The organism is Consotaella aegiceratis (assembly GCF_036541425.1).
Taxonomy (GTDB): Bacteria; Pseudomonadota; Alphaproteobacteria; order Rhizobiales; family Rhizobiaceae; genus Consotaella; species Consotaella aegiceratis.
On sequence record NZ_JAZHFT010000019.1, the window covers coordinates 42266 to 68648 of the forward strand.

A 26383-nucleotide genomic window follows, 5' to 3' on the forward strand; every position below is an offset into this window, starting at 1 on the left:
ACGGGAAAGCCCGAGGCTAAGGCCTGCTGCCTAAACAGGCCTTAGCCTCGTGCCGTTACTTGCGCTCGACGGCTTCTGCCACCGCGATCGCCGCCATGTTGACGATGCCGCGGCCCGTGACGGATGGCGCCAGGATGTGAGCCGGCTTGGCCGGGCCCAAGAGCACGGGGCCGACATGCAGGGCGTCGGTCATGGCCTGCACTACCGTGAGCGTGATGTTCGCCGCATCGAGATTCGGGAAGACCAGCAGGTTGGCCTCGCCGGTCAACGTGGTGTCGGGCATCAGGCGGCGGCGCAGCGGCTCCGACAGTGCGGCATCGCCATGCATCTCGCCGTCGATCTCGAGGTCCGGGGCCTGCGCGCGGATCAATGCGAGCGCATCGCTCAGCTTGCGCGTCTGGCAGGTGTCGTCGCTGCCGAAGTTGGAATGCGAGATCAACGCCACCTTCGGCTCGATGCCGAAACGCCGAATGGCCGTTGCGGCGTGGACCGTCATCTCGGCGAGATCTTCGGCGCTCGGATCGCGCTGGACGTAGGTATCGAGGAAAAACTTCGTGCCCTGCTGTGCGATCAACGCGCTCATGGCGGCAAATTTCCGGGTCCCGTCGGCCGCGCCGAGGACCTGGATGATGTCGCGGACATGGCCGGAGAACTGGCCTTCGAGGCCGCACAGCAGCGCATCGGCCTCGCCGCGCGAGACGGCGATGGCACCGATCACCGTGGTGTTGGTGCGCACCAGGGTTCGAGCCGTGTCGGGATGCACTCCCTTGCGGCCGACCTTGGCGAAGTAGTGGTCGACATATTCGCGATAGCGCGGGTCGTCCTCGGGGTTGATGATCTCGAAATCGTCCTTCGGACGGATTCTGAGACCATAGCGCTCGATGCGTGCGGCAATGACGCTGGGACGCCCGATCAGGATCGGCTGGCCGATCGATTCTTCGAGGATCGTCTGTGTTGCCCGCAGAACGCGCTCGTCCTCGCCGTCGGAGAAGACGATCCGCTTGCCGGAATTGCGCGCGATCTGGAAGACCGGCTTCATCATCAGCTGCGACCGGAAGATGAAGCGGTTGAGCTTTTCGGTGTAGGCCTCGAAATCGGTGATCGGCCGGGTGGCGACGCCCGAGTCCGCGGCCGCCTTGGCGACGGCGGGGGCGATCTTCAGGATCAGCCGGGGGTCGAACGGCGTCGGAATGAGATAAGTCGGGCCGAAAATCGGCGTCTCGGAGCCATAGGCCTGGGCCGCCGCCTCCGAAACCTCCTCGCGCGCCAGCGCCGCGATCGCGTCGACGGCGGCCTTCTTCATCTCCTCGTTGATGGCCGTGGCGCCGCAATCCAGCGCGCCGCGGAACATGAAGGGGAAGCACAGCACGTTGTTGACCTGGTTCGGGAAGTCCGAGCGGCCGGTGCAGATCATGGCGTCCTCGCGCACGGCGCGCGCCTCGTCCGGCATGATCTCCGGCGTGGGGTTGGCGAGGGCCATGATCAACGGCCGATCCGCCATCTTGGCGACCATATCGGGCTTCAGCGCGCCGGCCTTCGAAAGGCCGAGGAAGATGTCGGCGCCCTCCATCGCGTCGCTCAGCGTGCGCGCCTCGGTCGGGCGGGCATAGAAGGCCTTGGAATAGTGCATCTCGCCGGGGCGGCCTTCGTAGACGACGCCCTTGGAATCGCAGACGAGGATATTTTCCTTGCGAGCGCCGAGCGCGACCAGAAGGTTGAGGCAGGCGATCGCGGAGGCGCCGGCGCCCGAGGCGACGATCTTGACCTCTTCCAGCTTCTTTTCGGCGAGCATGAGTGCATTGCGGATGGCGGCCGCCACGATGATCGCAGTGCCGTGCTGGTCGTCGTGGAAGATCGGGATGCCCATGCGTTCGACCAGCCGCTTCTCGACCTCGAAGCATTCGGGCGCCTTGATGTCCTCGAGGTTGATGCCGCCGAAGGTCGGCTCCAGCGCCGAGATGACCTCGACCATGCGATCGATGTCCGGCGCGTCGATCTCTATGTCGAAAACGTCGATGTCGGCGAACTTCTTGAACAGAACCGCCTTGCCCTCCATCACCGGCTTGCCGGCGAGAGGACCGATATTGCCGAGGCCGAGCACGGCGCTGCCGTTGGAGATGACGGCGACGAGGTTGGAGCGGCTGGTGTAATCGGCGGCCAGCGACGGATCGTCGGCAATCGCCAGACAGGGGGCGGCGACACCCGGCGAATAGGCGAGGGCGAGATCGCGCTGGTTTCCGAGCGGCTTGGTGGCCCGGATGGCCAGCTTTCCGGGACCGGGATAGCGATGGTAGAAAAGCGCCTGCTGGTTCAGATCGCCGCCTTTCGACGGGCTGCTTTTGTCGGTCGTAGACATGGAATTTCCCTCTCCCGCTCGCGCGGTGCCAATTGCTGTCCTCCGCAAGGCACACCGAGCCCGACTCCAGGCGGAGTCTCCCTTATTCTTTTAGCCCAACCGCGGGCGCTGGTGAAACCTCAATCGGAGGAGTGCGACGATATTGAATCGGCTTGCGTCGCAAAACTTCGAAATCCGTGTGCGGAAGGCTGCGTCATACGACTGATACGTGAATCGGGCATGGGGAGCCGCGACCAAGAAGCATAGGTGGCAGACCGATGTCCACGACGCACCAACCGAGCGGGGCGAGACATTTCCGGGCGCTCTTCATTTCCGACGTCCATCTCGGCTCGAAGGCGGCGCAAGCCGAATTGCTTGTGGATTTCCTTCGACGCCACGACGCCGAGACGATCTATCTGGTCGGCGACATCGTCGACGGCTGGCGCCTGAAGCGCAACTGGCATTTCCCGCAGCTGCACAACGATGTGGTCCAGAAGATTTTGCGAAAGGCGCGCAAGGGCAGCCGGATCATCTATATCCCCGGCAATCACGACGAATTCCTGCGCGAGTTTCTCGGCGAGCATTTCGGCGGCATCGAGGTCAAGGCGAGCCATGTCCACGAGACCGCCGACGGCCGCCGCTTTCTGATCATGCACGGCGACGAGTTCGACGTCGTGGTGCGCAATGCGCGCCTGCTCGCCTATCTGGGCGATTGGGCCTACGACGCGGCGATCGCCATCAACGTCGTCTTCAACACGGTCCGGCGCAAGCTCGGTTTTCCCTACTGGTCGTTTTCTGCCTGGGCCAAGCTCAAGGTGAAAAATGCGGTCAGCTTCATCGGCGCCTTCGAAGACGCTTTGGCGGAAGAGGCGCGACGCCAGAATTGCGATGGCGTGATCTGCGGCCATATCCATCACGCGGTGATCGGCGAACGCGCCGGCATCGAGTACGTCAACACCGGCGACTGGGTCGAAAGCTGCACGGCGGTTGCCGAGCGCCACGACGGCGCATTCGAGCTGATCCGCTGGACGGAACTGCGCGGTCCGCTCACCGCGCCGCAGGACAAGGCCGCGGCGCGCAGCCGCGAACCGGAGCCAAGGCCCGTCGCTATCGGAGAAGCGGCGTGATGCGAATTCTGATCGCCACCGATGCGTGGTTTCCGCAGATCAACGGCGTGGTGCGCACGCTGTCGAACCTCGTTGCCGAACTGCAGAAACGTGACATCGAGGTGCTGGTGGTCTCGCCGCAGGATTTTCGCACGATCCCGTGTCCGAGCTATCCGCAGATCCGTTTGGCACTCGCCCGCTCGGCGGTTCTGTCGCAGCGAATCGCGGCCTTCGATCCTCATGTCGTCCATATCGCCACCGAGGGGCCGATCGGCCTTGCGGCACGCCGGGCGACGCTCAGGGCAGGGCGGGCCTTCACGACGAGCTTTCATACGCGCTTTCCCGAATATCTGCGGCGGCGGGCGCCGATTCCCGAGCCGGTGACCTATTCCTTCCTGCGGTGGTTTCATCGGCCCGCGGCCGCCTGCCTCGTGCCCAGTGATACCGTCCGGCAGTCGCTGGCGGCCAAGGGTTTCGGCAGACTGGTGACCTGGCCGCGCGGGATCGACGAATCGCTGTTTCGTCCGCGCCAAAGCCTGGATCTCGGACTGAAGCGGCCGATCTTCCTGACGGTGTCGCGGCTGGCGCCGGAGAAGAACATCGAGGCCTTTCTCGACCTCGATCTGCCGGGCTCGAAGCTGGTCGTCGGCGATGGGCCCTCCTTCAAGGATCTGGTTCGACGCTATCCCGACGTGCATTTCGCGGGCTCCCAGACCGGCGAGAGGCTGGCGCAGTACTACAGCACCGCGGACGTGTTCGTATTCCCGTCGAAGACCGACACCTTCGGCATCGTCCTGATCGAAGCCCTGGCCTGCGGCGTGCCGGTTGCCGCCTATCCCGAACCGGGGCCGCTCGACGTGATCGCGGCGACCGGCGCCGGCCATATATCGGGCGATCTCAGAACCGCCTGCCTGCAAGCCCTGACGCTGGATCGCGCCGCTGCTCTGGAGCGTTCGCGCGCCTTCCGTTGGGAGGCTTGCGCCGACGTCTTCCTGTCTACGGTGGCGCAGCGACTGCCAGGCATCGATGCTGAGATGCTGCCGCTGGCAAGCTGATCCGGCGGTTTTTACCCGTCGATGCTGGCTCGGGATCTCCCGGCTCCGAGCAGGCTGCGCCTTTGCGGTGTTGCCGACGCACGACGCTTCCTCCAAAAAACCGCTCGCTTTGTGTCATGGTACGGCGCGTGCCATGACAGACCGTTAACGGGCTATTAAGTTCCGCAGCGAACTGCCGGCGCTCTGTGCTAAGGCGGTGCTGGCGATCGAGGATGGGGCCGTGGGGCCCGCCATCGACAACGAGGTTGAGTCCGAATGCCGAAATGCCCGACAGCGCGTTCGTATCCGTTCCTTTGCTGCGACGAAGGTCCGGGTTCCACGTGGGCGTCGGCGGTCGCTGACGATTGCGACATCCGGATCTGCCGGTCTCGTTCCGCCTTCCGGAGCAGAGCGGCTTGAGCGCGGCCGAGACGACTGATTCGTCCGTCGAGGACGCCGGCGAGCGTTTGCACCCCCTGTTTCAGCAGGTGACGCCTCCAAGCCTGACGGCCGATCGGGAGGGCGACCGGATCGTGCTTCGCCTGGCTGGCGACTGGCTGGCCCGGACCGTGGGATCCGTCGAGAAGACGGTGGCCGAGACCGAACAGGCGGAGCTCGGCAACACGCTGGTTCTGGACTGCTCGGAGACGGGCCGCATCGACACGGCGGGCGCCTATCTGGTCGAGCGCCTGTCGCGATCGCTCTCGGCCAAGGGGCGGACCGTCGAAATGGCCGGCGTCGGCCCGCATGCCGCGCTGTTTGAAGCGGTCGCCCATGCCCTGAAGCGGGAGGAGCCGCAACCGGCGCCATCCCGGCGCTTCAGCCTGACGGATGGGCTGGCGACGATCGGCGAAGCGATGTTCGTGATGGGCCGCGAGGTTCTGACGTGGCTGCACATCGTCGGCGCGTCGCTTCACGGAGCCGGCCGTCGCATGACCGGCAAGGCCAAGCTGCGGCCCGCCGCCATCGTCAATCAAGTCGACCGGATGGGGGTGAAGGCGGTGCCGATCATCGCGCTGATGAGCTTTCTCATCGGCGGGATCATCGCCCAGCAGGGTGCCTTCCAGCTGCGCTATTTCGGTGCCGAGATCTTCGTGGTGGATCTGGTCGGCATCCTGGTTCTGCGCGAGATCGGCGTCCTGCTGACGGCGATCATGATCGCCGGCCGCTCCGGCAGTGCCATCACCGCCGAGATCGGATCGATGAAGATGCGCGAGGAGGTCGACGCGCTTCAGGTGATCGGACTGAACCCGATCGGCGTCCTGGTTTTTCCGCGGCTGGTGGCCTTGACGCTGGCTCTGCCGCTGCTCACCATCCTGTCCGATCTGGCGAGCCTGCTCGGGGCGATCGGCGTGACCTGGGCCTATTCCGGAATTCCGCCGGACGCCTTCATCCAGCGACTGCGCGACGCGATCGACATTTCGACGGTTTTCGCCGGACTGATCAAGGCGCCGTTCATGGCAATCATCATCGGCCTCGTGGCCTCCGGCGAAGGTCTCAAGGTCGGCGGCAGCGCCGAGAGTCTGGGGCTTCACGTGACCGCATCGGTGGTCAAGGCGATTTTCCTCGTCATCCTGGTGGATGGCATTTTTGCGATTTTCTATGCAGCGATCGGGTACTGAACCAAACGGATCCCGGGCGGAGCCCGAAGTGGTGATCCGCGCCAGGGACGTCACCGTTGCCTTTGACGGCAAGACGGTGCTGGACGCCTTGTCGCTCGATGTCCGGCGGGGCGAGATCCTCGGCTTCGTGGGCGCCTCGGGCACCGGCAAGTCGGTGCTCCTTCGCACCATTCTGGGCTTGAACCGCAAGCAGGGCGGGACCATCGAGGTCTTCGGGGTCGACTACGACCGCGCCAGCGACGAGGATCGGCTGGCGGTCGAGCAGCGCTGGGGCGTCCTGTTCCAGCACGGTGCCCTGTTCTCCTCGCTGACCGTGTTGGAGAACATCCAGGTGCCGATGCGCGAATATCTGGACCTCTCGTCGTCGCTGATGCGCGATCTCGCCAAGCTGAAGATCGAACTTGTGGGCCTGCAGCCGGACGCTGCAGACAAATACCCTTTCGAGCTGTCGGGCGGCATGATCAAGCGCGCCGCGCTGGCCCGTGCCCTGGCGCTCGATCCCGACATCGTCTTCCTGGACGAGCCGACCTCGGGGCTCGACCCGATCGGTGCGGCGGAGTTCGACGACCTGATCCGGACGTTGCGCGATACGCTGGGCCTCACCGTCTATATGGTGACACACGATCTCGACAGCCTCTATCAGGCATGCGACAGGATCGCGGTGCTCGGTCGCAAGAAGGTGCTCGTGGAAGGGTCGCTCGAGACGATGCTCGACAGCGACGATCCTTGGGTCCGGTCGTATTTCCACGGCAAGCGCGCACGCGCCATCGTGGCGCCGGGGGCAGAGGCGGAACCAGCCGGGGAGAGCCTGTGATGGAAACAAGAGCCAACTACGTTCTGGTGGGCATCTTCACTCTTGTGGTTCTCGCTCTCGGGTTCGGCTTCGTCTATTGGTCGGCGACCTACTCGGAGAGCGGCCGACAGGTGCCCCTTCTGGTCCGCATCGAGGGATCGGTGACCGGCCTCAGCCAGGGCAGCCAGGTGCTGTTCAACGGCTTGAGGGTCGGCGAGGTGCGCGAGTTGCGCATCGATCGAAACGATCCACGCGTCGTCATCGCGACGACCATGGTGGACGCAACGACCCCGATCACGCGGTCGACCCAGGCCAATATCGGCTTCCAAGGACTGACCGGCATCGCCTTCATCGAACTGAAGGGCGGCGACGTCAGCGAGACCAACATCATCACCGAAGCGCAGTCGCAGGGCGCCTTGCCCGTCATCAAGGCGAATCCGTCGGACGTGACCGACATCCTCGCCACCGCCCGCGATATCGCCGAACGCGCCGACAACATTCTGTCGCAGTTCGAGAGCATGGTCGACGACGTCGGCCCCGCCGTGCACGAAACCGCGGCGAACATCGCCGACACGTCCGAAAACGTCCGCCGCTTCACGGCGAGCTTGGCCGCCAACTCCGACGACATCGACACCTTCCTCGCCAGCGTCGGCGATCTGGCCGATTCCGCCAATACAGTCGCCAAGCAGCTGCCCGGCGCCATCGACACCGCGCAGGGCATCCTCGAAGCGGTGGACCCGCAGGCCGTCAGCAGCACCGTCGCGGACGTTGCCGCCACCGCCCATACGCTGCGCGAGCAGTCGCAGAACATCGCAAGTGTGGTCGAAAGCGCCTCCCGGGTCGCCGACAGCCTCAACTCGGTCGGCGAGACCATCGAGGCTAATCTCGACAGCGTCGACCGCTTCCTGACCAATCTCGGACCGCTATCCGACACCGTCAGTCAGGTCGCCACCAAGGCCGACACGACGCTCGGCTCGACCAACGAGATCCTGGCGGCCGTCGATCCGGAGCGGGTCACTGCGACGATCGACAGCATCTCCAACGCAGCCCAGGGTATCTCGGATGTCGCCACGGCCGTCGGCGGGCGCCGCGACGATATCGATGCGGCGATCTCCAGCGTGGCGAATGCGACGCGCAATATCGATCAGGTGACGGCGACGATCGCCGACAAGCGAGAAGCGATCGACGGCTTCATCGATCGGTTGAGCCCCATCGCCAGCCAGGTCAGCAGCGTAGCCGAAAAGGCCGACGCCGCGCTCGGCTCGGCCAACGAGGTGCTGGCGGCCGTCGATCCGACGCGGATCACCTCGACGATCGAAAACATATCGAGCGCGGCCTCGAACGTCTCCGATGTCGCTTCGGCCGTGGGTGCGCGGCGCGACGATATCGATGCGGCGATCACCAACGTGACCAGCGCGACGCGCAGCATCCAAGAGCTGTCGGCAATGCTGGCAGGCAACCGCGAGCAGATCGACAATTTCATCGCCCGGCTGCAGCCCATCGCCGACAACGTGACGGAAGCCAGCACGCGGTTGAACGACACGCTGGAATCGGCCAACCGGATCGTTTCCTCGATCGACAGCAACCAGGTGTCGGCGACCGTCGACGACGTTGCCGGTCTCGCCGCATCGCTCAACGAGAAATCGGGGGAGATCCAGTCGATCATCGACGGCGTCAACATCACGGTGCGCACGCTCGATACGGCGCTCACCGGGTTCAACGGGACCCGGTTGCGTGTCGACGACATCCTGGCCGCGATCGACCCGAACACCATCAACAAGGCGGTCGACAACGTCTCGTCGGCGACAACCAACGTGGCCGACGCAGCGGACTCCATCGCTCAGGTGGCCGACAGCATCAACGCGCGGCGCGACGACATCAACGAGGTCATCACCAACGTCCAGGAGATGAGCGCCAAGCTGAATGCCGCGTCGGACCGCGTCGACGGACTGCTGGCCTCGCTCGACAATCTGCTCGGCAAGCAGGGCGAGGGCCTGAGCAACGACGTTCGTTCCACACTGACCGCCATCCGCGAGACGGCGTTGTCGCTCAAGTCGCAGATCACGCCGATCGCCGGCAACCTGCAGACCTTCACCGGAACCGGGCTGCGCGAGGTCCAGGGTCTGGTCCGCGACGTCACCCGTTCGGTCAATCGGATCGAGGAAGCGGTCACCAGCTTCTCCGACAATCCCAGCCGCATCATCTATGGCGGCGACACCGTAAAACAGTATGACGGGCGAACGCGGCGTTGAGGCGCCGCGTCGACCGGAACGGCGGGGCCAGCGGGCTCGCCGCGACAGCAAGGGGACGACTATGAATACGGCCGTCAGATCAGGTCTCATCGCGGCGATGTCGCTGGCGCTCGGCTCCTGCGCCGCGCTGGGACCATCCGAGGCGCCGCCGGATACGTTCGAGATATCCTCGCCCGAGCCGCCCCAGAACGCGACCTCGCGAAGCCGCGCGCAGATCCTGATCGCCGAGCCGACGGCCCTGCGCACTCTCGATAGCGACAACATCCTCGTCAAGACGACGCCTTATACGGTCGAATATCTGGCCGGTGGACAGTGGAGCGATCGCCTGACGCGCATGGTCCAGCTGCGGATGCTGCAGGCCTTCGAAAACAGCGGACGGGTGGGCGCCGTCGGCGTGCCCGGGCAGGGCTTGGCGATCGACTATCAGATCGTAATGGAGCTTCGGCGTTTCGAGATCGCAGTCTGGCAGGGCAATCAGGCCGTCATCGAGATTTCGGTGAAGGCGCTGAACGACCGGGACGGCCAGGTGAGAGCGAGCCGGGTGTTCCAGACGAGCGAGCCTGTCCAGGGCGGCAGCAACGAGGAACGGATCGCGGCCATGGATCGCGCCTTCGACCGCATTTCCCACCAGATCGTCGACTGGGCGCTGGCCGCCTTCTGATCCACCGGACCGGTCTTCGCTCGACTGGTCTGCCTCAACCCCTATCAAACACGAAACCCGCCGAAGCTGCTTCGGCGGGTTTCGTGTTTTGATGCGCAGGCTCCAGTGGCAGAGCCTGCGCGCGCTTGGTTATGTCCAGCCGGCCTCAGCCGAAGCGGCCGGAGGCATGGGCGAGCATCGTGTAGACCTTGCCGGTATCGGAGGCCAGATAACCCCGCGTCACGCTGTTGTCGGGATCGTTCCGCGCGATGTCGGCGAGCAGTTGCTCGAAGTCCGACAGGTAGCGGTCGACGGACGTGCGGAACTCCGGATCGCCCTGATACTTGCGACGGATCTCGTCGAACGTCTGCTGTCCCTTGAGCGTATAGAGCCGGCGAGTGAACACGTTGCGCTCGCCGTTGCGATAGCGCTCCCAGAGGTCCATCGACGCGTCGTGATCGATCGCCCTCGCGATGTCCACCGACAGCGAATTCAGGGAATCCACCACGTGCTCGGGCGAACGGTCCTCACGGCTCGGCTGTGTCGGACCGTAGAGCGCGCCGACGCTCGGCCGCTCGGCGCGCGACGGCTGGACCGGACGTGGCGCAGACGGCTCGTCCTCGTCCCGCGATGCGCGGCGGAGCAGGTCGGAGACCCAGCCGCCGCTGGACGACGGGCGCGGCCCCATCGGACCCGTCGGCCGGGCGAAGCGCCGCTCGGCCGGGGACGCGCCGGTCTCGGCGGTACCCGTGCCCGTGTCCCGGAGATTGCGGGCGAGGTTGCCGTCGCTCATGAACGAGCCGGCCAGCCGCGCTTCGTTCGAGGCGCTTTCCTCGTCGGCCGCCTTGGTTTCGGAAACGGCGCGCGCCGCCGTCTGATCGTCCGGACGCGCTGCCGGCCGAAGCGCCGAGCGAGCCTCGGCCCGGACCTCCTTCTCCGCCACGGGCAAAGCGGGTCCGTCGCGCCGTGCGCCGACGTCGAACGCGCGGCCTGACTGCGAAACGATCTCGCTCAGGTCGCGCAGCGCGCGGATCTGGTCGGCGACCGCCCGGCGCATGGCCGCAGAGCCTTCCTTGATCTCTTCCGGAAGTTCGAACACGCCTTGCTTGACGTCGCCGCGCGTGGCCTCCAGCTCCCGCCGGATCTCTGTCGCGGCACGACGAACCTCCTCGGTGGCGTCGTCGAAGCGCGACGTGGCGTCCTCGATCGCCGACTGCACCGCCTCGCGGATGTCGCTGGCCATGCCGTGCGAGCGCTGCGAAACGGCCTCCATCTGCTCTTCGAGGCCTTGAGTGGCGCTGGAGAAGCGGGTGGTCGCCTCGCCGATCGCGGTTTCCACCGCCGTCCGGATCGCCGCTGCGACGGTTTCGGAGCGCTCGGTGATCGCCTGCATCTGCTGTTCGGCTGCCTCGGTGGTGCCAGAGAAGCGGCTCGCCGCCTGTTCGGCCGCAGCCTGGACGGCGTTGCGGATCGATTCGGCGACTTCGTTCGCACGCCGCGTGACGGTCTCCATCTGGCTTTCGACCGTTTCGGTGGTCGTGCCGAACTGGCTCGTGGCGTCGTCGACCGCCGCCTGAACCGCCCGCCGGATGGCGTCGGCCAAGGTGTTGGTGCGCTGGGTGGCGAGTTCGATCTGGCCGTCGAGATCCTTGACGGCTTCGTTGAACTGGCTGCCTGCGTCGTCGATGGCGGAGCGGATCGACGTACGGATGTCCTCGGCCGCAGTGCGCGAGCGCTCGGCCGTGGCCTGCACCTGCTTGTCCGCTTCCTCCAGCGCCGCGCCGACGTCGGCCGACACTTGCGAGGAGAGAAGCCGCGAACGCTGCTCGGTCCGGTCGAACAGGCCGTTCATCACCTCTTCGAACGAGCGCATCAGCCCGCCGATCTCCTCCGACCGGGCGACCAGACCCGCAGACAGCTCTTCCAGGCCGCTGCGGCGGTCTTCGAGCGTCGTCTGCAGCGACTGCTGCGCAGTATCGATCAGGCCCACGGCCTGCGTCAGCATCGCGCCCTGCTCGTCGAACCGGCCCGCGATGGACGAGACCTTGTCGAAGGCCGAGAGCGACAGACGATCAAGCTTTTCGATGTTGTCGTCGAGGCGAGTCGAGGAGAGGGTGATCGCCTCCGCCGCCTTTTCGGCGCTCGCGGTGAAGCGGCCGCTGGTCTCCTGCAACACGCCGTCGATGGCGCCGAGATTTCCGGACGTCTCTTCCACAAGGCCGCGCAGCGAGCTGCTGGTCTGGGCGAGGCGGCCGACGAGCGAACCAATGTCGCGCGCCAACTGTTCGCGCATTTCGGACACGGCGCCGACGGCGGTCGCGGTCTTTTCGTCGAGCGCCAGCATGAGTTCGGAGGACGAGTCCATGAGCTCGGTGCGAGCCCGGTCGGCCTCGGCGCGGATGGCGCCGGAGACTCCGGCAAGTTGGGAGGCCAGTTCGCCGCCTTGCACGACGATCGCCTCACGGGCGCTTTCGGCATCGCGCAGAAGCACCGAAGAGGCATCGGTGACCTCGTCGCGCAGCCGGCCCGCCACCCCGAACATTTCGCTGCGCACCGTATCGGCCGCGCTTTCAAGCTCGGTCCGGATCGTTGCCGTCGCGGTGTCGAGATCGCCGCGCATGGAGGCGGACGACGAGCCGAGCAAGTCGGCCAGGTGCGACGAGAGATCCGAGAGATCCTCGGAGAACCGCGCCGCGCGCTCTTCCAGAGAGGAGGCCGCCCGTTCTGTCTCCGAGCGGATCGAGAAGGATGCTCCGGAGAGCCGCTTGGCGAAGGCGTCGGTGTTTTCGCGCAGGGCGTCGCGGGCCAGTTCGGTGCGTTGACGCATGGCCTCCGCGGCAGCTTCCACCTGCTCGGCGATGATCTCGGCGTCGGCGACGAACCGCTCGCGGGTGTCGCTGCCGGCATCACGCAGCCGATCGACCGCCGTCGTCAACTCGCCCACGATACCTTCGACCTGCCGCGCCAGTTCGCGCCGGGTCTCCATGGCATCGCCGTGCAGCTGCTCGGCAAAGCCCGAGAGGCCGTGGACCATTTCCTCGGCAACCTGCTTGAGCTGGTCGCGCGCCGTGTCGGCTTCCGAGCGCATGGCGATCGAGGCGCCGCTGATCTGCGTGATGAAGGCCGTGCTTTCGCCGGCCAGGCTCTCACGCGCACCTTCGGCATCGACGCGCATTTGTTCGGAAATTCCGGCGATGCTGTCGGCAAGCGCCCGAGCCTCGTCGGAGAAGCGTTCGCGCGTGCCTTCCGACAACGTCTGGATCATCTCGGCCGCGCGGGCGATGCTTTCGGCCAGACGCTCGCCTTCCGTGGTGAGTTCGCCGCGGGCCGTCTCCGACTTGAGCCGCAGATCCTCGGCGATCGTCGCCAGCCGCTCGGACAGGCGATCGGACTCCGCCGCGATGTTGGTGCGGGCCGCCTCGCCGGAGGCCTGGAAGATGTCGCCGATACCGTCGACGCTGGAGGCAAAGCGATGCGTTTCGTTCTCGAGATTCTGGCGAGCGACTTCGGCGCCGGCAACCATCGCCGCCGTCGCTTCCGTGATCGTCTCGCGCAGGGTTGCCGCCGTCGCGGCAGCCCGCTCGTTGAGCGTCCGCTCGATATTGCCGAGACCACGCTCCAGTGCGTTGCTGATCGCCGTGGTGCGGTCGGCCAGGGCCATGGAGAGCGTGCTCGTTCCACTATTCAGCACGTCACCAACGCCGTCGATGCTCGCCTCGATGGTCCGCCGGACGTCGTCGGCGCGATCGCCGAGCGTGGCCGCGACAGAGTGCGACACGTCCTCGATGATGCCGGCCAGGCTATCCCGCCGCTCGGTCAGCGCCTCGTTCAGCCGCCGATCTGCGCCGTCGAGATTGTCGACGAGAGTGCGGATCTGCGCCTCGATATTGGCGGTGATCGCCGAGCCGCCCCGGCTGATTTCGCCGGCGAGGCGCTGGCTGCGTTCGTCGAGACCGGAGAGCAGGCTGCCTTCGGAGCCGTCGACGATCTCATGGATCGCGCGCATGCGCTCGTCCAGGCCGTCCAGCAACAGCGCGCGCGCCTGCTCGACGATCGAACGAAGCGCCAGAGCCTTGGTCTCCAGGGTCTCGTCGAGACGAACCGTGGTGTCGCGCATCGCCATGTCGAGGCGCTCGGTGCGCTGGTCGATCCCTCCGAGCAGCGCCGTGCTCGCGCCGTCCAGCGAAGCATGGATGTGCGACAGGCGCTCGTTGAACTCGTCGCTGAGAAGCTGCTGAGCCGCCTCGACCGACGACAGCAGCGCGTTCGTCTGCTGTTCGAAGTAGGAGCGCATGGCGTCGAGCTTCTGGTGGAGATTGTCGCCGAGCAGGCCCTGGGCGGCTTCGACGGCCTCGGCCACCGCCTGCGACTGGCGCGACAGATCGCCGGTGACCTGCGACGTGCGTTCCGCCAGGTCGGCCACCAGATTGCGGCTGCGCTGGTCGAAGCCGGCGAGCAGGGCGCCCTTCGCCTGATCGAGCAGATGCTGGATCGCTGCGATCTGATCGGCCATCGAACTGGTGAGCGCGAGGCGCGACTGCTCGGTGGTGGCGTGGAGCTGGTCGGTCCGGCTTGCGAGACCGTCGATCAGCCGTCCCAGAGCCGACTCGACCGCGGTCAGCATGGTCGCCGCGTTGGTGTCGACGATCTGGCCGAAGCTCGCCGAGCGCTCGTCCAGCGCGCGGCCGAAGGCGTCGATCCGATTGTCGAGCGCTGCCGCCAGACCCTGACGGCTTTCCTCGGTGAGCGCACGAATGCGATGGACACGCTCGTCGATCAGCGTGCGCAGCTGTCCATGCTGCTCGTCGAGACCGCCCGCCAGCGCGGCGCGGGTTTCGTCGAGGACCGACTGGACGGTCGTCAGACGGTCGGAGATCTCCGCGGCGAACGTGCCGGTGTGTCCGTCGAACGCGTCGAGAAGGTTGGCCATTCTGTCGTCGACCACGCCACCGATCATGTCGGCGCGCTCGCCGAGCAGGTCCGACAAGGCCGCGATCCGCTGATCGAGGCCGTCCGCGATGCTGCCCTGTACCGTCTCGATATGGTTTTCGAACGAGATGCCGCGCTCTTCCAGCAAGCCGGCGAGCGTCTGCGTCTTGTCTTCGATGCCGGCGACGAGCGACGTTTCGGCGCCCTGCAGGAGATCCTGCATATAACGAATGCGATCTTCGAGGGCGGCCGCGATGGTTTGGCCGCGCTCGTCGAGGTCGCTGATCATGCTCTGATGCGTGAAGGCGATCGAGGCCTCCAGTTCCTGGGATCGGCTGCCGAGCGCGTCGGAAACGGCGCTCAGGCGGCCGTCGACCACCTGGGCGAATCCGTCCAGGCCTTCCGAGACCGCGCGCTCGATCTCCTCGCGGCGCGCCTGCATGAGCTCGTCGAAGCGACCGCCCGCATCGGACAGCGAATGATCGAGCGAGATGAGCTGGTTGCGAAGCGCGGCGACGCGCTGGTCGACGGTGGTGCCGATCGCCTCCGACTGGCCATCCATCAGGGTTTCGATGGTGCGCACGCCCTGATCGAGCGCGGTGCGCAGTTCCGCCGTCCTCTCATCGAGGTTGACGGTGAACACCTTCGACCGGCTGTCGAGCAGAGAGCTCAGCGTGCCGATGCGCTGGTCCAGAGACCCGCGCAGTTCCGCGGCCTTGTCGTCGAAGCTGGCCGCGGCCCGTGTCAACGCCTCGTCGGCAGCACCGGACAGGCTTGCCTGGCTGGCGGTGAGCACTTCGCCGATCGCTCCGGTGCGATCCGTCAGGGTGCGCAGGAACTCCGAAGAGTGCAGCTCCAGGTTCTGCGTCATCCGGCTGGTCGTGTCGCCGATCGCTGCGGTCTGATTTTCGATCGCCCCCAGGATCGCGGACCCCCGTTCGTTGAAGGTCACCTCGATCTTCTCGAGCCGCCGGTCGAGATCGCCCATTGTGTGGGTGTTGGTCTCCGAGAGCAACTGCGCGACGCGTTCGGTCCGCTCGTTCAATCCTTGGGTCAGGTCCTCGAGGAAACGGCGGCTCTGTGCGTCGAACAACTCGGTGATGGTGCGGCCCTGGTCGGTGTAGGTGGCCGTGAGCTGCTCCGCACGTTCCTCAAGTACGCCGCCGAGGCGTGCGGAGGCTTCGTGGATGCGCTGGGCGACCTGCTCGGAAATCGTATCGACATCCTCGGCCAGGCGCTGGTGCGACCCGATGATCGAGGACCGCAGCCGCTCGGCATGCGACAGCATCGATTCCCGCTCTTCCGCCAGATCTTCGACCAGCGTGCGAAGCTTCGCCTCATTATCGGCATAGGCGCGCTCCAGCGCGGTCACCTCGCCATGGACCAGACGATCGAGCTCGGCCGCACGATTGAGCGCGTGCTCGACGCTTTGGTTGAGACCGGCAATCTCGCGACGGACCGCCTGGCCGACGCTCATCACCCGCTCGGTAGCCGCCGTTTCCGGCTCGGTCAGACGCAGGGCGATCTCAGCCATCGCACGGCTGGTCAGCCGCAGTTCCTGAGAGCGGCGTACCATGATGGCAAAGGCGAAGATCAGCAGAACGGGCAGGAGGGCGACCGCCGCCACCGCAACGAGGTCGGCAATGTCCTCCGCCCCGGAAAGGGCGGTCGGAAGCTCAAAGAAGGCCGGGCCGAAAATGGCATCGGCGGCGAGCAGCGTCAGCCCCACCCAGACGGCGGAGACGGCGGCCGCAATCCACAGCGGCGCGCGCGACGGGTGGCGATTGAGCAGCGCCCGCGCCATGACGGCCGCACGGCGCTCCTCGTCATTGGCGGCGGCGGTCTGGTAGGGGCGTCCGGCGGCGGCCTGGGCCTGTTCGGCCGCCTCGGCTCGACGCTGCGCCTCCAGTTCGGAGCGGCCGCGCAGAATGCCGGCAGCCCTCTCGCCGGCGTCGGTCGAGGCGGGGATGGCGGGGGCGGTCGCTGCCGCTTCGTCGGCGGCGCGAACGCCGCTCGCGATCTCATCTTCGACGAGGAGGGCGTCGGCCGCCTCTTCGAGCTTGCGATCGAAGTCGGCGAGTTCGAAGTCGATGTCTATTTCTCGCGGCGAAAGCGCCTCGGCCTCCACATGTCCGGCCGCCGATCCCTGGGTCCCAACGGGGGCGGTCTCGGGGTCGCTGTCGCCCAGGAAGTCGGCCTTCAGCGCCTCTTCGAGTTCGTTCACCGCATCCTCGGAGAGCAGCTCTGATGTTTTCGGTGTCGCCATAGCCGTGCCTCAAACCTCCGACCGAAACCCGCCCGCAAGGATCGGATCACAGTGCATCGTCGCAATGTCCGATCTGCCGACGGACAACGACTTTGCCACCGCTGGACGAACGTACAACCGACGTCAACCAGTGGCAGCTTTGGTCCACATAAGGTAGTGGTAGGCTGGATTGAAGGAAACCGTGATTCCGCACGACCCATACAAGTTTAAACATAAGGTTAATGATAATGAGCGGTTCCGGCTAAGGTTCGGGCCGTTCCGCGGCTCCGAGCGGCTCGCCAAAGGCCCTGATCGAGAGGGGCCGGACTCGGGCGCCGACGGTTGACTGGCCGCGTCCGTTATCCTTACCCAGCCTCGATTCGCAGCGACAGCGCGATCCTCCGCCTTCCTTAATTCTTTATTCCTCGGTCGAGTACGAACAGCATGGCAACCATAACCTTTGTGACACAAGACGGCAGCCGCTTCGAGATCGACGCGCCCGACGGATCGACGGCCATGGAAAATGCCGTGCGCAACTCAGTCCCCGGCATCGACGCCGAATGCGGCGGCGCCTGCGCCTGCGCCACCTGCCACGTCTATGTCGAGGGGGAATGGGCCGACGTCCTGGGGGAGCCGGAGCCCATGGAAGAAGACATGCTGGATTTCGCCTACGACGTGCGGCCCAACTCCCGGCTGTCCTGCCAGATCAAGATCCGGGACGAACTGGACGGCCTGGTGCTTCACGTGCCCGAGCGACAGGGTTGAGGCGAGGAGACCGATCCGTGGGGTGAGGGGACGGCGAGCAGCTGAACCATTCGCCTTCGTATCGCCGTCATCCCCATGATCTCGCTTGGAGCGCAAAACCGGCCGTGCAACGCGGGTCGGCAACCGGCAAGGAGCGTGTGATGGAGCGAATCAAGACGGATGTCGTCATTGTCGGGGCCGGGCCGGTCGGGCTTTTCGCCGTTTTCGAGCTCGGTCTTTACGACCTGCGGTGCCATCTCATCGACATCCTCGACAAACCGGGCGGCCAGTGCGCCGAACTCTATCCGGAGAAGCCGATCTACGACATTCCCGCCTGGCCCGTCATCACGGGGCAGGCCCTGGTCGACAGGCTGCTGGAACAAGTCAAGCCGTTCGAACCGTCCTTCCATCTCGGGCGGATGGTCGTCGGGCTCGAGCGGCAGGCGGACGGTGGCCTTCTCGTGACCACGGACGAAGGCACCGTGTTCGACTGCAAGGTGCTGGTGATCGCCGCCGGCGGCGGCTCGTTTCAGCCGAAACGCCCGCCGGTGCCCGGCATCGAGGATTACGAGGGCACCAGCGTCTTTTATGCCGTCCGCCGGATGGACGATTTCCGCGACGAGGACGTGCTGGTCGTGGGCGGCGGCGACTCGGCGCTCGACTGGGTTTTGAACCTGCAGCCGATCGCGCGAAGCATGACGCTGGTTCACCGGCGCCCGCAGTTTCGCGGGGCGCCCGACAGCGTGTCCAAGGTGATGGCCATGATCGAAGACGGCTCGGTCGATCTGCGCATCGGCCAGGTGAGCAGCCTCGTCGGACGCGATGGCCGGATGGAAGGCGCTATGGTCCGCACGCCCGACGGCGATGTCGAGGTCAAAGCGACCCGCATGCTGCCATTCTTCGGCCTGACCATGAAACTGGGACCGATCGCCGATTGGGGGCTGAACCTGAACGAAAACCTCATCGAGGTCGATACGGCGCGATTCCAGACCTCGGAGCCCGGCATTTTCGCCATCGGCGACATCAATACCTATCCCGGCAAGCTGAAGCTCATCCTGTCCGGCTTCCACGAGGCGGCCCTGATGGCTCCGGCGGCAAAGAAGGTCGTGCACCCGGAAGACAAGGTGATGTTCCAGTACACGACGTCGTCGACCAATCTGCAGAAGAAGCTTGGCGTGGCATAAAGCCGACGAACGCATGGCGCTGGCGGCGTATGGACGCCATGCGTACGACGCTCCGGAGTTGCCAGGGCTGATGCTCGTCGATCCTTCACGACGCGGTTTTACGGCAGTCCCTGGGCGGCCTCATTGCGAAGCTTCGTCGACGGCCCAGCGCAAGGCTCGGCGGAGGCGCCAGCCGATCTCGCGCCCCTCGCGCTTGTCGAAATCGACCTGCGCCTTCTCGTGATTGGCGAGATAGCGCGCGGTCGTCGCCTTGACCTTTTCTTCCATGCGCGCGCAGGTCGGTTCCGTGCCGAGATTGCGGACCGCCATTTCGGTGCGCTTCAGCCAGGACTTGGCGATCTCCGCATGCCGGCGTTCGTGCCGCAGGATGTCGCTTTCCAGTGTCTTCCAGATCAGCGTCACCTCGGGCGAGGCCGCCTTGCGCGGCTGCCATTTCGGAAGCGTGATGGTGAGCGCGAGATGAAGATTGGCGGTGTCGACCTCGCAACGGTTGCCGGTCTGCTTGTAGGTGACGCGTCCGTCGAACTTCACTTCCGTCGAGGCGGGATGGTGCATGCCGGTGCCTTCGATGACGGGACCGTGACGGCTCAGCTCCTGATCGAGTTCCTCGAGCGAGGTGCCCCGCACCATGAAGTATTTCGTGTGTTCGCGGATCTCGGCGGCACGGCCGGAAGAGGCCGGCCAGAGGGCCAACAGCGCCAAGCCGCAAATGATGGAAACCTTCATGTTACCCTCCGCCGTCATCCGCATTTCAGGCTAACTCTTTGGTGTCGCAAAACAAGTCATTTGTCGAAGGGGACGAAGACAAGTGGCGTCTGTAGCAAGGAAGTCTCTCCGCGTGGCGGCACGGGCAATGGAGATGCGACATCCTGTCCCATTGGAATTCTTGCTACGGCAGTCAAGAATTTTTCTAAATCATGCGACAAAGCATCGCGAGCCGTTCGACGATACCGTCCCGGCCATCGCCATCGCTGCAAGGGCATGATCGACGCGCCGTCTGGTTAGGATTCGGCGCGATCGCCATCAGGAACGGGACCGGCCATCATGGAGGAGCCGGCCGCGTGAGTTGCACTCGGCGGCCGGTCGATCGGCCGTTTTGGGAGGAGCCGATGTACGAAATCGTTCGCCGTGAGCAGTTCTCCGAAACCGTCTTTTTGTGGGAGATCCAGGCACCGGATGTGGCGCGGGCGGCACAGCCCGGCCAGTTTGTCATGCTGCGCCTCAACGAAGGCGGCGAGCGGATCCCGTTGACGGTCGCCGACTACGATCGCGAACGCGGGACGGTGACCTGCGTCACCCAGGCCGCCGGCAAGACCACGCGCTACATGCGCGACCATTTCGAGGAGGGCGATGTCTTCGCCGACTTCGTCGGACCGCTCGGCCTGCAGCAACATATCGAAAATGTCGGACACGTCGTTTTCGTCGGCGGCGGCCTCGGTGTCGCACCGGTCTATCCGCAGCTGCGCGCCGCCAAGCAGATCGGCAACCGGACGACGTCGATCATGGGCTTCCGCACCGTGGGTCAGGTCTTCTGGGAAGACAAGTTCGCCGAGGCGAGCGACGAGCTCGTCATCTGCACCGACGACGGCAGCTACGGCCGTCCGGGTTTCGTCACCGAAGCGCTACGCGAGATTGTCGAGACCGGAGAAGTCGATCTGGTCGTCGCCATCGGTCCGTTGCCGATGATGCGAGCCTGCGCCGACCTGACCCGGCCGTATGGCATCAAGACCATGGTCTCGCTCAACACCATCATGGTGGACGGCACCGGCATGTGCGGCTCGTGCCGCGTGACGGTCGCCGGCGATGTCAGGTTCGCGTGCGTCGACGGCCCCGACTTCGACGGTCATCAGGTGGACTTCAAGGAATTGCTGCTGCGCCAGAAGCGCTTCAAGCGGCAGGAGGAAGAAGCGAACAGGCAGTTCGACCATGTCTGCAATCTCGACCAGATCCTCTTCAAGCAGGGCAAGCGCACCTACAAGAAGCTGAAGGACATCGAGCCGACCCAGGTGAAGATGCCGGAGCGCGATCCGGTGGAGCGGGCGCGCAATTTCCTGGAAGTCAATCTCGGCTACACCGCCGAGGACGCCTATCGCGAGGCCGAGCGCTGCCTGCAGTGCCGCAATCCCAGATGCGTCGAAGGATGCCCGGTCGGTGTCGACATCGCCGGCTTCGTGCGCCATCTGCTGGTCCACGACCTCGACGGGGCCCGCGAAGCGATCTTCGCCACCTCGATCTTCCCGTCGATCTGCGGGCGCGTCTGCCCGCAGGAAAACCAGTGCGAGAAGCACTGCCTGCTCGCCAAATCCATGGAACCCGTGGCGATCGGTCGGCTGGAGCGTTTTGTCGGCGATCATGCCGCCCGGATGAAGGTCGAGCCCTACCGGTTCGAAAGCCGGCTCGGCAAGGTGGCGGTGGTCGGCTCGGGTCCGGGGGGCCTGGCGGCGGCGGCCGACCTGTGCCGCTACGGCGCCGACGTGACGGTGTTCGAGGCGCTGCATCTGCTCGGCGGCGTCCTGCAATACGGCATTCCGCCGTTCCGTCTGCCGCGCGAGATCATCGACCGCGAGATCAAGGTGCTGAAGGACAGAGGCGTCAAATTCCTCACCGACAAGGTCGTCGGCAAGACCTTCACGCTGGAGCAACTGCTGGGCGAGATGGGTTTCGAGGCGGCATTCATCGCTGCCGGCGCCGGCGCGCCGAGCTTCCTCGGCATCCCGGGAGAGTTCGCCGGACAGGTCTATTCGGCCAACGAATTCCTGACCCGGGTCAACCTGATGACCGGCAACAACTTCCCCTATGCCGACACGCCGATCTCGGTCGGCAAGTCGGTGGTCGTCATCGGCGCCGGCAACACCGCCATGGACTGCCTGCGCGTCGCCAAGCGGCTGGGCGTGCCGGACGTGCGCTGCGTCTATCGCCGTTCGGAGGCCGAGGCGCCGGCTCGGCTGGAAGAGCTGCGCCACGCCAAGGAGGAGGGGATCGAATTCCACTTCCTGCATTCGCCGACCGCCATCATCACCGACGAGGAGGGCGACGTGATCGGCATGAAGGTGGAAAAGATGACGCTCGGCGAGCCCGACGAGAACGGACGCCGCACGCCGGTGCCGCTCGGCGAATACGTCACCATCGAGTGCGACACCGTCATCTACGCCTTGGGCACCAAGGCCAATCCGATCGTTGCCCAGTCGGCCCCGGACCTGGCGCTCAACAGGAAGGGCTACATCGTCGCCGACGACGACACGCAGGCGACGAACCTGCCCGGCATCTTCGCCGGCGGCGACATCGTCACCGGCGGGGCGACGGTGATCCTCGCCATGGGGGCGGGTCGGCGAGCCGCCAAGGCGATCGCGACCTGGCTGGTCAACGGCAAGACGACCTGGCCGCCTACGGCGGAGGAAATCGACGCCTATGTGGCGCCCCAGCCGCTGTCGGCGGCGGAAGCCTCCCAACTCGGTGCCGAGGATTTGCCGGCCGCCGGCTGAGCGCCGCCGCCGCAACGCCGGCGGGATCTCTTCAGTCGGGCTGGAAACGCACTCGGCTGGGCATACGCACCATCGGTGCTGATCTCAGAACGATGCAAGGAGTGGCGGCGAGCGACGTGCCAACCTGCGGCTGAAATCGCAGGCGGGCAACTCGACCAGGCGGTAGAGACCATAAGCCAAGGTGATCGACGCAAGGGTCGCCATCGCGGCGAGGAGCCAGGGATCGGTGAAGCCGGTCGTTTCCCGGACAAGCGTCTGGGCCGGCTCGTGGACGAGATACAGCGAATAGAAGATCTTTCCGAGAAAGCCGGACATGCCCGGCAATTTCACTCTCTCAGAATAGCAGAGGGCGAATGTCAGGCCGGCTAGCCCGTAGCTGATAGGAAAACGGCTGCGGGTCTCGTCGTAGGGCGCCCCGGAACTCTTGCTGACAAGCTCCGCCCTGACATGGGCAAGCGTCAACGGCAGCCGGCGCTGAGTGCCGGCCGCCGCTTGAACGCTGTCCGTGCCGGTCTAGGCCTGAAGCGCCTGGCCGATCGTCGTGGCGAAGGGGGTTGTCGGGCGCCCGATCAGGCGCGACAGCGCATGCCCGTCATCGAACAATGCGCCCCGCGCGGCGGCCGCGTCGGAATCGGCGACGAGCGCTGCCACGGGCTCCGGCAGGCCAGCCCCAAGGAGAGCCTTATGGTACTCTTCCTCCGGAAGATCGATATAGCGAATGTCAGCGCTCGCCTGGCGCGACAGTTCCGCAACGAATTCGGCCAGCGTGAAGGCCTGATCGCCCGCCAATTCATGGATCACATTGCCCGAGGCGGTCTCGTCTGCGAGCGCAACGGCGGCGGCCTCGGCATAGTCCGCGCGTGTCGCGCCCGCGATACGCCCGTCGCCGGCGCTACCCATGAAGGCGCCATGTTGGAGCGCCGGCGGAATCGAGGCTGCGTAGTTTTCCGTGTACCAGCCGTTGCGCAGCAGCGTGAAGGCCAGGCCGCTTGCCTCGATCAAGGCTTCCGTTTGCCGGTGTTCTTCGGCCAGCCCAAGGGGCGACGTGTCGGCGTGGAGCACGCTGGTATAGAGGATTCTCTGGACGCCCGAACGCTTCGCCGCTTCGACGGCATTGCGATGCTGAGGGACGCGCGCCCCGACCGCGTTGGATGAGATCAGCAGAAGGCGCTCGGCGCCCTTGAACGCGGCCTCGAGCGTCTCGGGCCGATCGTAATCGCCTTCGCGAATGGTGACGCCCGCCGGAAAAAGCCCTTGGGCCCGAGCCGGATCGCGGACGACGGCGGCGACCGCTTCCGGGCCTACGCGCTCGACAAGAGCCGCTACGACGAGTTGGCCAAGCTGGCCGCTTGCACCGGTGATGAAAAAACGAGGGCTTTCGGCCACAGCCGTTCTCCGTTATCGATTGTTACCGTGGTCTCAAATAGAGACCACATGACGCTCGCAAAAGACGGCACTTTTCCGTCACCTGGTTATGCGGAAGATACCTCCATGGACGCACGAACCGCCCTGGGCGCGAAATTCGAGGGTTGGCTGACCGCGGATTTCGAACTGTCTCAGTGCCCGGTCCGGCCCCTGCTCGATAAAATCGGCGATCGCTGGTCCATGTTGATCCTGTGTGCCCTGGCCATCGCGCCGATGCGGTTCAGCGCGCTGGGCCGCGCCGTGCCCGACATCTCCAAGCGCATGCTGACGCAGACGCTGCGCACGCTCGAAGCCGATGGCTTCGTTCATCGGGACGTTCAGCCGACCAAGCCGCCCAGCGTCACCTATTCGCTGACCCCCTTGGGCGAGAGCTTTACGACGCCGCTCATGGCGCTGGTCCAATGGGCGGAAGCCCACGCCGAATCCATCCGCAAAATGCCGAACACCAAGGGCCGAGCGGGCTGATCCCCGGCGCGCGACTGTTTCCAATCTGATCGCCTCGATCGCCGGCTTACCGCTCCTTGTCATTTGACGGCACTTTCATATTAGCGTTAGTTGATATGATCGTATGGCAGAGGAGACCGACCCGATGAGCTACTACTTCCCCAAGACGCTGGCGGTCGAGACGATCGAAGCCGCGGTCGCCCAGGTCACGGCGGCGCTGAAGGAGGAGGGTTTCGGGGTCCTCACCGATATCGACGTCCGCGCGACGATGAAGCAGAAGCTCGACGCGGAGTTTCGCGACTATCGGATCCTCGGTGCCTGCAATCCGTCGCTGGCTCTTCGAGCGCTGAGCGTCGAGGACAAGATCGGCACCATGCTTCCCTGCAACGTGGTCGTCCAGAAAACCGGCGAGGGCCGCTTCGAGGTGGCTGCGATCGATCCCATCGCCTCGATGCAGGCGGTGGACAATCCGTCGCTCGGTGACGTCGCCGCGACCGTGCAGGCAAAGCTGAAAGCGGTCGTCGATCGGCTCTGATCGACGCCGCTGCGTGACCGGAGTTCGATGGCCACCGGCTCATCGGTCCAGCCGGCGCTTGGGGTACTCGCCGGCCTCAGAGATATCACTTCTAGAAGCCCGTGACCGCGCCGAACTGCGCGACGCCGTCGCCGCGTGGCAGCGGCGCCTATCGAAGGGTGGCGCTTCCGTGCTCGCTTGATGTCTTATAGAGGATGGGATCGCAGCCGCGTCGTGGCGGCGAAGACGATTTTCATCAACCGAGAGACCAGAATGCAGAGAGTGCCGCATCGTCGCTGGCAGGTCGGCCGCGGGCGCGTCGTCGAACTCGGCGCACAAAGCTGCCTGATGGGCATCCTGAACGTGACACCCGACAGCTTTTCCGATGGTGGCCGGTTCGACACGGTCGAGGCTGCCGTCGGAGCCGCGCTTGCGATGGTGGAGGACGGTGCGGCGATTATCGATGTGGGTGGCGAATCCACGCGGCCGGGCGGCGCTCCGGTGGATGCCGAGGAGGAGCAGCGACGCGTCCTGCCGGTCATCGAAGCGCTTGCCGCGCGCTCCGACTGCCTGATCTCCATCGACACCTACCGAGCCTCCACGGCGCGGCTCGCGCTCGCAGCCGGCGCCCACATCGTCAACGACGTCTGGGGCGCCCAGAAGGAGCCGGAGATCGCGCAAGCGGCGGCGGAGTTCGGAGCCGGCCTCTGCCTGATGCACACCAGCCGTGAGCGCGAGGTGCTGGCCGACGTCATCGCCGACCAGACGCTGTTTCTTGAAAGGTCGATCGGGATCGCGCGGGCCGCCGGCGTGGCGGACGAAGCGATCATGCTCGATCCCGGTTTCGGCTTCGGCAAGGATGCGGACGTCAATTACCGGCTGCTCGCGCGCTTCGACGAATTGCACGCGCTCGGCTTTCCCTGGCTTGTCGGGACCTCCCGGAAGCGCTTCGTGCGCGGTGTCCAGCCGCGCGGCGACCGCGATCAGGACGTGGCGACGGCGGCGACCAGCGCGCTCCTGCGTGAAAGGGGCGCTGCCGTCTTTCGCGTGCACGACGTAGCTCTGAACCGAGCGGCGCTGGCCGTCGTCGACGCCGTGCTGGTAGCCGGAAACGCAAAGCCATGATGGTTCGCACCTATCTCGGCCTGGGCGGCAATATCGGCGATCCGGCAGCGTCCATGGGGGCGGCGCTGCGCCTTCTGGACGTACGCGACGACACCAGCGTGCTCGCCGTCTCGCGCCTCTATCGCACGCCGCCATGGGGCAAGCTCGACCAACCCGATTTCCTGAACGCCTGCGCGCGGGTCGAGACAACCCTTGCGCCGCGTGATCTGCTCGATGTCTGCCTCGCCACCGAGCGGACGCTCAAGCGCGAACGGATCGAGCGCTGGGGCCCGCGCACCGTCGATATCGACATCCTGGACTATGACGGCAGGCGGATCGAGGAGACGCCGCTGACCTTGCCGCATCCGCGGATGACGGAGCGCGCCTTCGTCCTGGTGCCATTGGCGGAGATCGCCGCGGATCTCGTCATCGGAGGCCGATCGGTGGCCGACTGGCTGCGCGACATGGATGCGGCCGGCATCGAGCCGGCCGGCGGGTCGTGCGACTGGTGGCGAGAGTAGCTGCTGAGC

Annotated in this window: 18 protein-coding genes; 13 read left to right on the forward strand and 5 right to left on the reverse strand. The window is 65.7% G+C overall.

Translation table 11 applies throughout. The features are described 5' to 3' along the window. Window positions 1-55 precede the first annotated feature (55 nt). Entirely contained in the window at window positions 56-2356 is a 2301-nt protein-coding gene (locus SMD10_RS13925) for an NADP-dependent malic enzyme (RefSeq protein ID WP_331686312.1), read from the reverse strand. A 257-nt stretch (window positions 2357-2613) separates the two neighbouring features. On the opposite strand from SMD10_RS13925, the gene SMD10_RS13930 reads away from it, so the two are divergent. The 6 genes from SMD10_RS13930 to SMD10_RS13955 all read left to right on the forward strand — a co-directional run bounded on the left by SMD10_RS13930 (window position 2614) and on the right by SMD10_RS13955 (window position 9803). After that, the gene (locus SMD10_RS13930; protein ID WP_331686313.1) at window positions 2614-3462 is read left to right on the forward strand and encodes a UDP-2,3-diacylglucosamine diphosphatase; all 849 of its coding nucleotides are present in this window, start codon (window positions 2614-2616) and stop codon (window positions 3460-3462) included. Further along, the gene (locus SMD10_RS13935; protein WP_331686351.1) at window positions 3462-4496 is read left to right on the forward strand and encodes a glycosyltransferase family 4 protein; all 1035 of its coding nucleotides are present in this window, start codon (window positions 3462-3464) and stop codon (window positions 4494-4496) included. The genes SMD10_RS13930 and SMD10_RS13935 overlap by 1 nt, the downstream gene beginning before the upstream one ends. A gap of 395 nt (window positions 4497-4891) precedes the next feature. Further along, on the forward strand, window positions 4892-6097 hold the full coding sequence (locus tag SMD10_RS13940; RefSeq protein ID WP_432757243.1) for an ABC transporter permease: 1206 nt from the start codon (window positions 4892-4894) through the stop codon (window positions 6095-6097). After that, entirely contained in the window at window positions 6078-6911 is an 834-nt protein-coding gene (locus tag SMD10_RS13945; protein ID WP_331686314.1) for an ABC transporter ATP-binding protein, read from the forward strand. The genes SMD10_RS13940 and SMD10_RS13945 overlap by 20 nt, the downstream gene beginning before the upstream one ends. After that, a complete protein-coding gene (locus SMD10_RS13950; RefSeq protein ID WP_331686315.1) occupies window positions 6911-9142 on the forward strand; it encodes an MlaD family protein in 2232 nt (743 codons plus the stop codon). Before SMD10_RS13945 ends, SMD10_RS13950 begins: the two co-directional genes overlap by 1 nt. Before the next feature lie 61 nt (window positions 9143-9203). After that, window positions 9204-9803 (forward strand): ABC-type transport auxiliary lipoprotein family protein, encoded by a 600-nt coding sequence (locus SMD10_RS13955; protein WP_331686316.1) that lies wholly within the window; start codon window positions 9204-9206, stop codon window positions 9801-9803. A 145-nt stretch (window positions 9804-9948) separates the two neighbouring features. On the opposite strand, the gene SMD10_RS13960 is transcribed toward SMD10_RS13955, so the two are convergent. Continuing rightward, window positions 9949-16977 (reverse strand): apolipoprotein A-IV repeat region-like domain-containing protein, encoded by a 7029-nt coding sequence (locus SMD10_RS13960; protein WP_331686317.1) that lies wholly within the window; start codon window positions 16975-16977, stop codon window positions 9949-9951. Between the two features lie 423 nt (window positions 16978-17400). Between SMD10_RS13960 and SMD10_RS13965 the strand changes: the two genes are divergently transcribed. Both SMD10_RS13965 and SMD10_RS13970 read left to right on the forward strand, forming a co-directional pair. Then, complete coding sequence (locus tag SMD10_RS13965; protein WP_331686318.1) at window positions 17401-17721, forward strand: 2Fe-2S iron-sulfur cluster-binding protein; 321 nt, start codon at window positions 17401-17403, stop codon at window positions 17719-17721. A 137-nt stretch (window positions 17722-17858) separates the two neighbouring features. Beyond that, entirely contained in the window at window positions 17859-18884 is a 1026-nt protein-coding gene (locus tag SMD10_RS13970; RefSeq protein ID WP_331686319.1) for an NAD(P)/FAD-dependent oxidoreductase, read from the forward strand. Window positions 18885-19004: 120 nt separating this feature from the next. Here the strand turns inward: SMD10_RS13970 and SMD10_RS13975 are convergent, their stop codons facing one another. Beyond that, window positions 19005-19610: a DUF922 domain-containing Zn-dependent protease gene (locus tag SMD10_RS13975; protein WP_331686320.1), complete on the reverse strand. Its 606-nt coding sequence runs from the start codon at window positions 19608-19610 to the stop codon at window positions 19005-19007. Between the two features lie 383 nt (window positions 19611-19993). Between SMD10_RS13975 and gltA the strand changes: the two genes are divergently transcribed. Beyond that, window positions 19994-22366 carry an NADPH-dependent glutamate synthase gene (gltA, locus tag SMD10_RS13980; RefSeq protein ID WP_331686321.1) on the forward strand — a complete coding sequence of 791 codons (2373 nt, stop codon included), beginning with the start codon at window positions 19994-19996 and terminating at the stop codon, window positions 22364-22366. Between the two features lie 84 nt (window positions 22367-22450). Here the strand turns inward: gltA and SMD10_RS13985 are convergent, their stop codons facing one another. Further along, complete coding sequence (locus tag SMD10_RS13985) at window positions 22451-22828, reverse strand: hypothetical protein (RefSeq protein ID WP_331686322.1); 378 nt, start codon at window positions 22826-22828, stop codon at window positions 22451-22453. A 51-nt stretch (window positions 22829-22879) separates the two neighbouring features. Continuing rightward, window positions 22880-23752, reverse strand: coding sequence for an SDR family oxidoreductase (locus SMD10_RS13990; protein ID WP_331686323.1), 873 nt, complete (start codon window positions 23750-23752; stop codon window positions 22880-22882). Between the two features lie 105 nt (window positions 23753-23857). Between SMD10_RS13990 and SMD10_RS13995 the strand changes: the two genes are divergently transcribed. The 4 genes from SMD10_RS13995 to folK all read left to right on the forward strand — a co-directional run bounded on the left by SMD10_RS13995 (window position 23858) and on the right by folK (window position 26374). After that, on the forward strand, window positions 23858-24256 hold the full coding sequence (locus SMD10_RS13995) for a winged helix-turn-helix transcriptional regulator (protein WP_331686324.1): 399 nt from the start codon (window positions 23858-23860) through the stop codon (window positions 24254-24256). A 124-nt stretch (window positions 24257-24380) separates the two neighbouring features. Beyond that, on the forward strand, window positions 24381-24770 hold the full coding sequence (locus SMD10_RS14000) for a DUF302 domain-containing protein (protein WP_331686325.1): 390 nt from the start codon (window positions 24381-24383) through the stop codon (window positions 24768-24770). A gap of 252 nt (window positions 24771-25022) precedes the next feature. After that, window positions 25023-25874 carry a dihydropteroate synthase gene (gene folP, locus SMD10_RS14005; protein WP_331686326.1) on the forward strand — a complete coding sequence of 284 codons (852 nt, stop codon included), beginning with the start codon at window positions 25023-25025 and terminating at the stop codon, window positions 25872-25874. Then, entirely contained in the window at window positions 25871-26374 is a 504-nt protein-coding gene (gene folK / locus SMD10_RS14010; protein ID WP_331686327.1) for a 2-amino-4-hydroxy-6-hydroxymethyldihydropteridine diphosphokinase, read from the forward strand. Before folP ends, folK begins: the two co-directional genes overlap by 4 nt. Window positions 26375-26383: the final 9 nt, after the last annotated feature.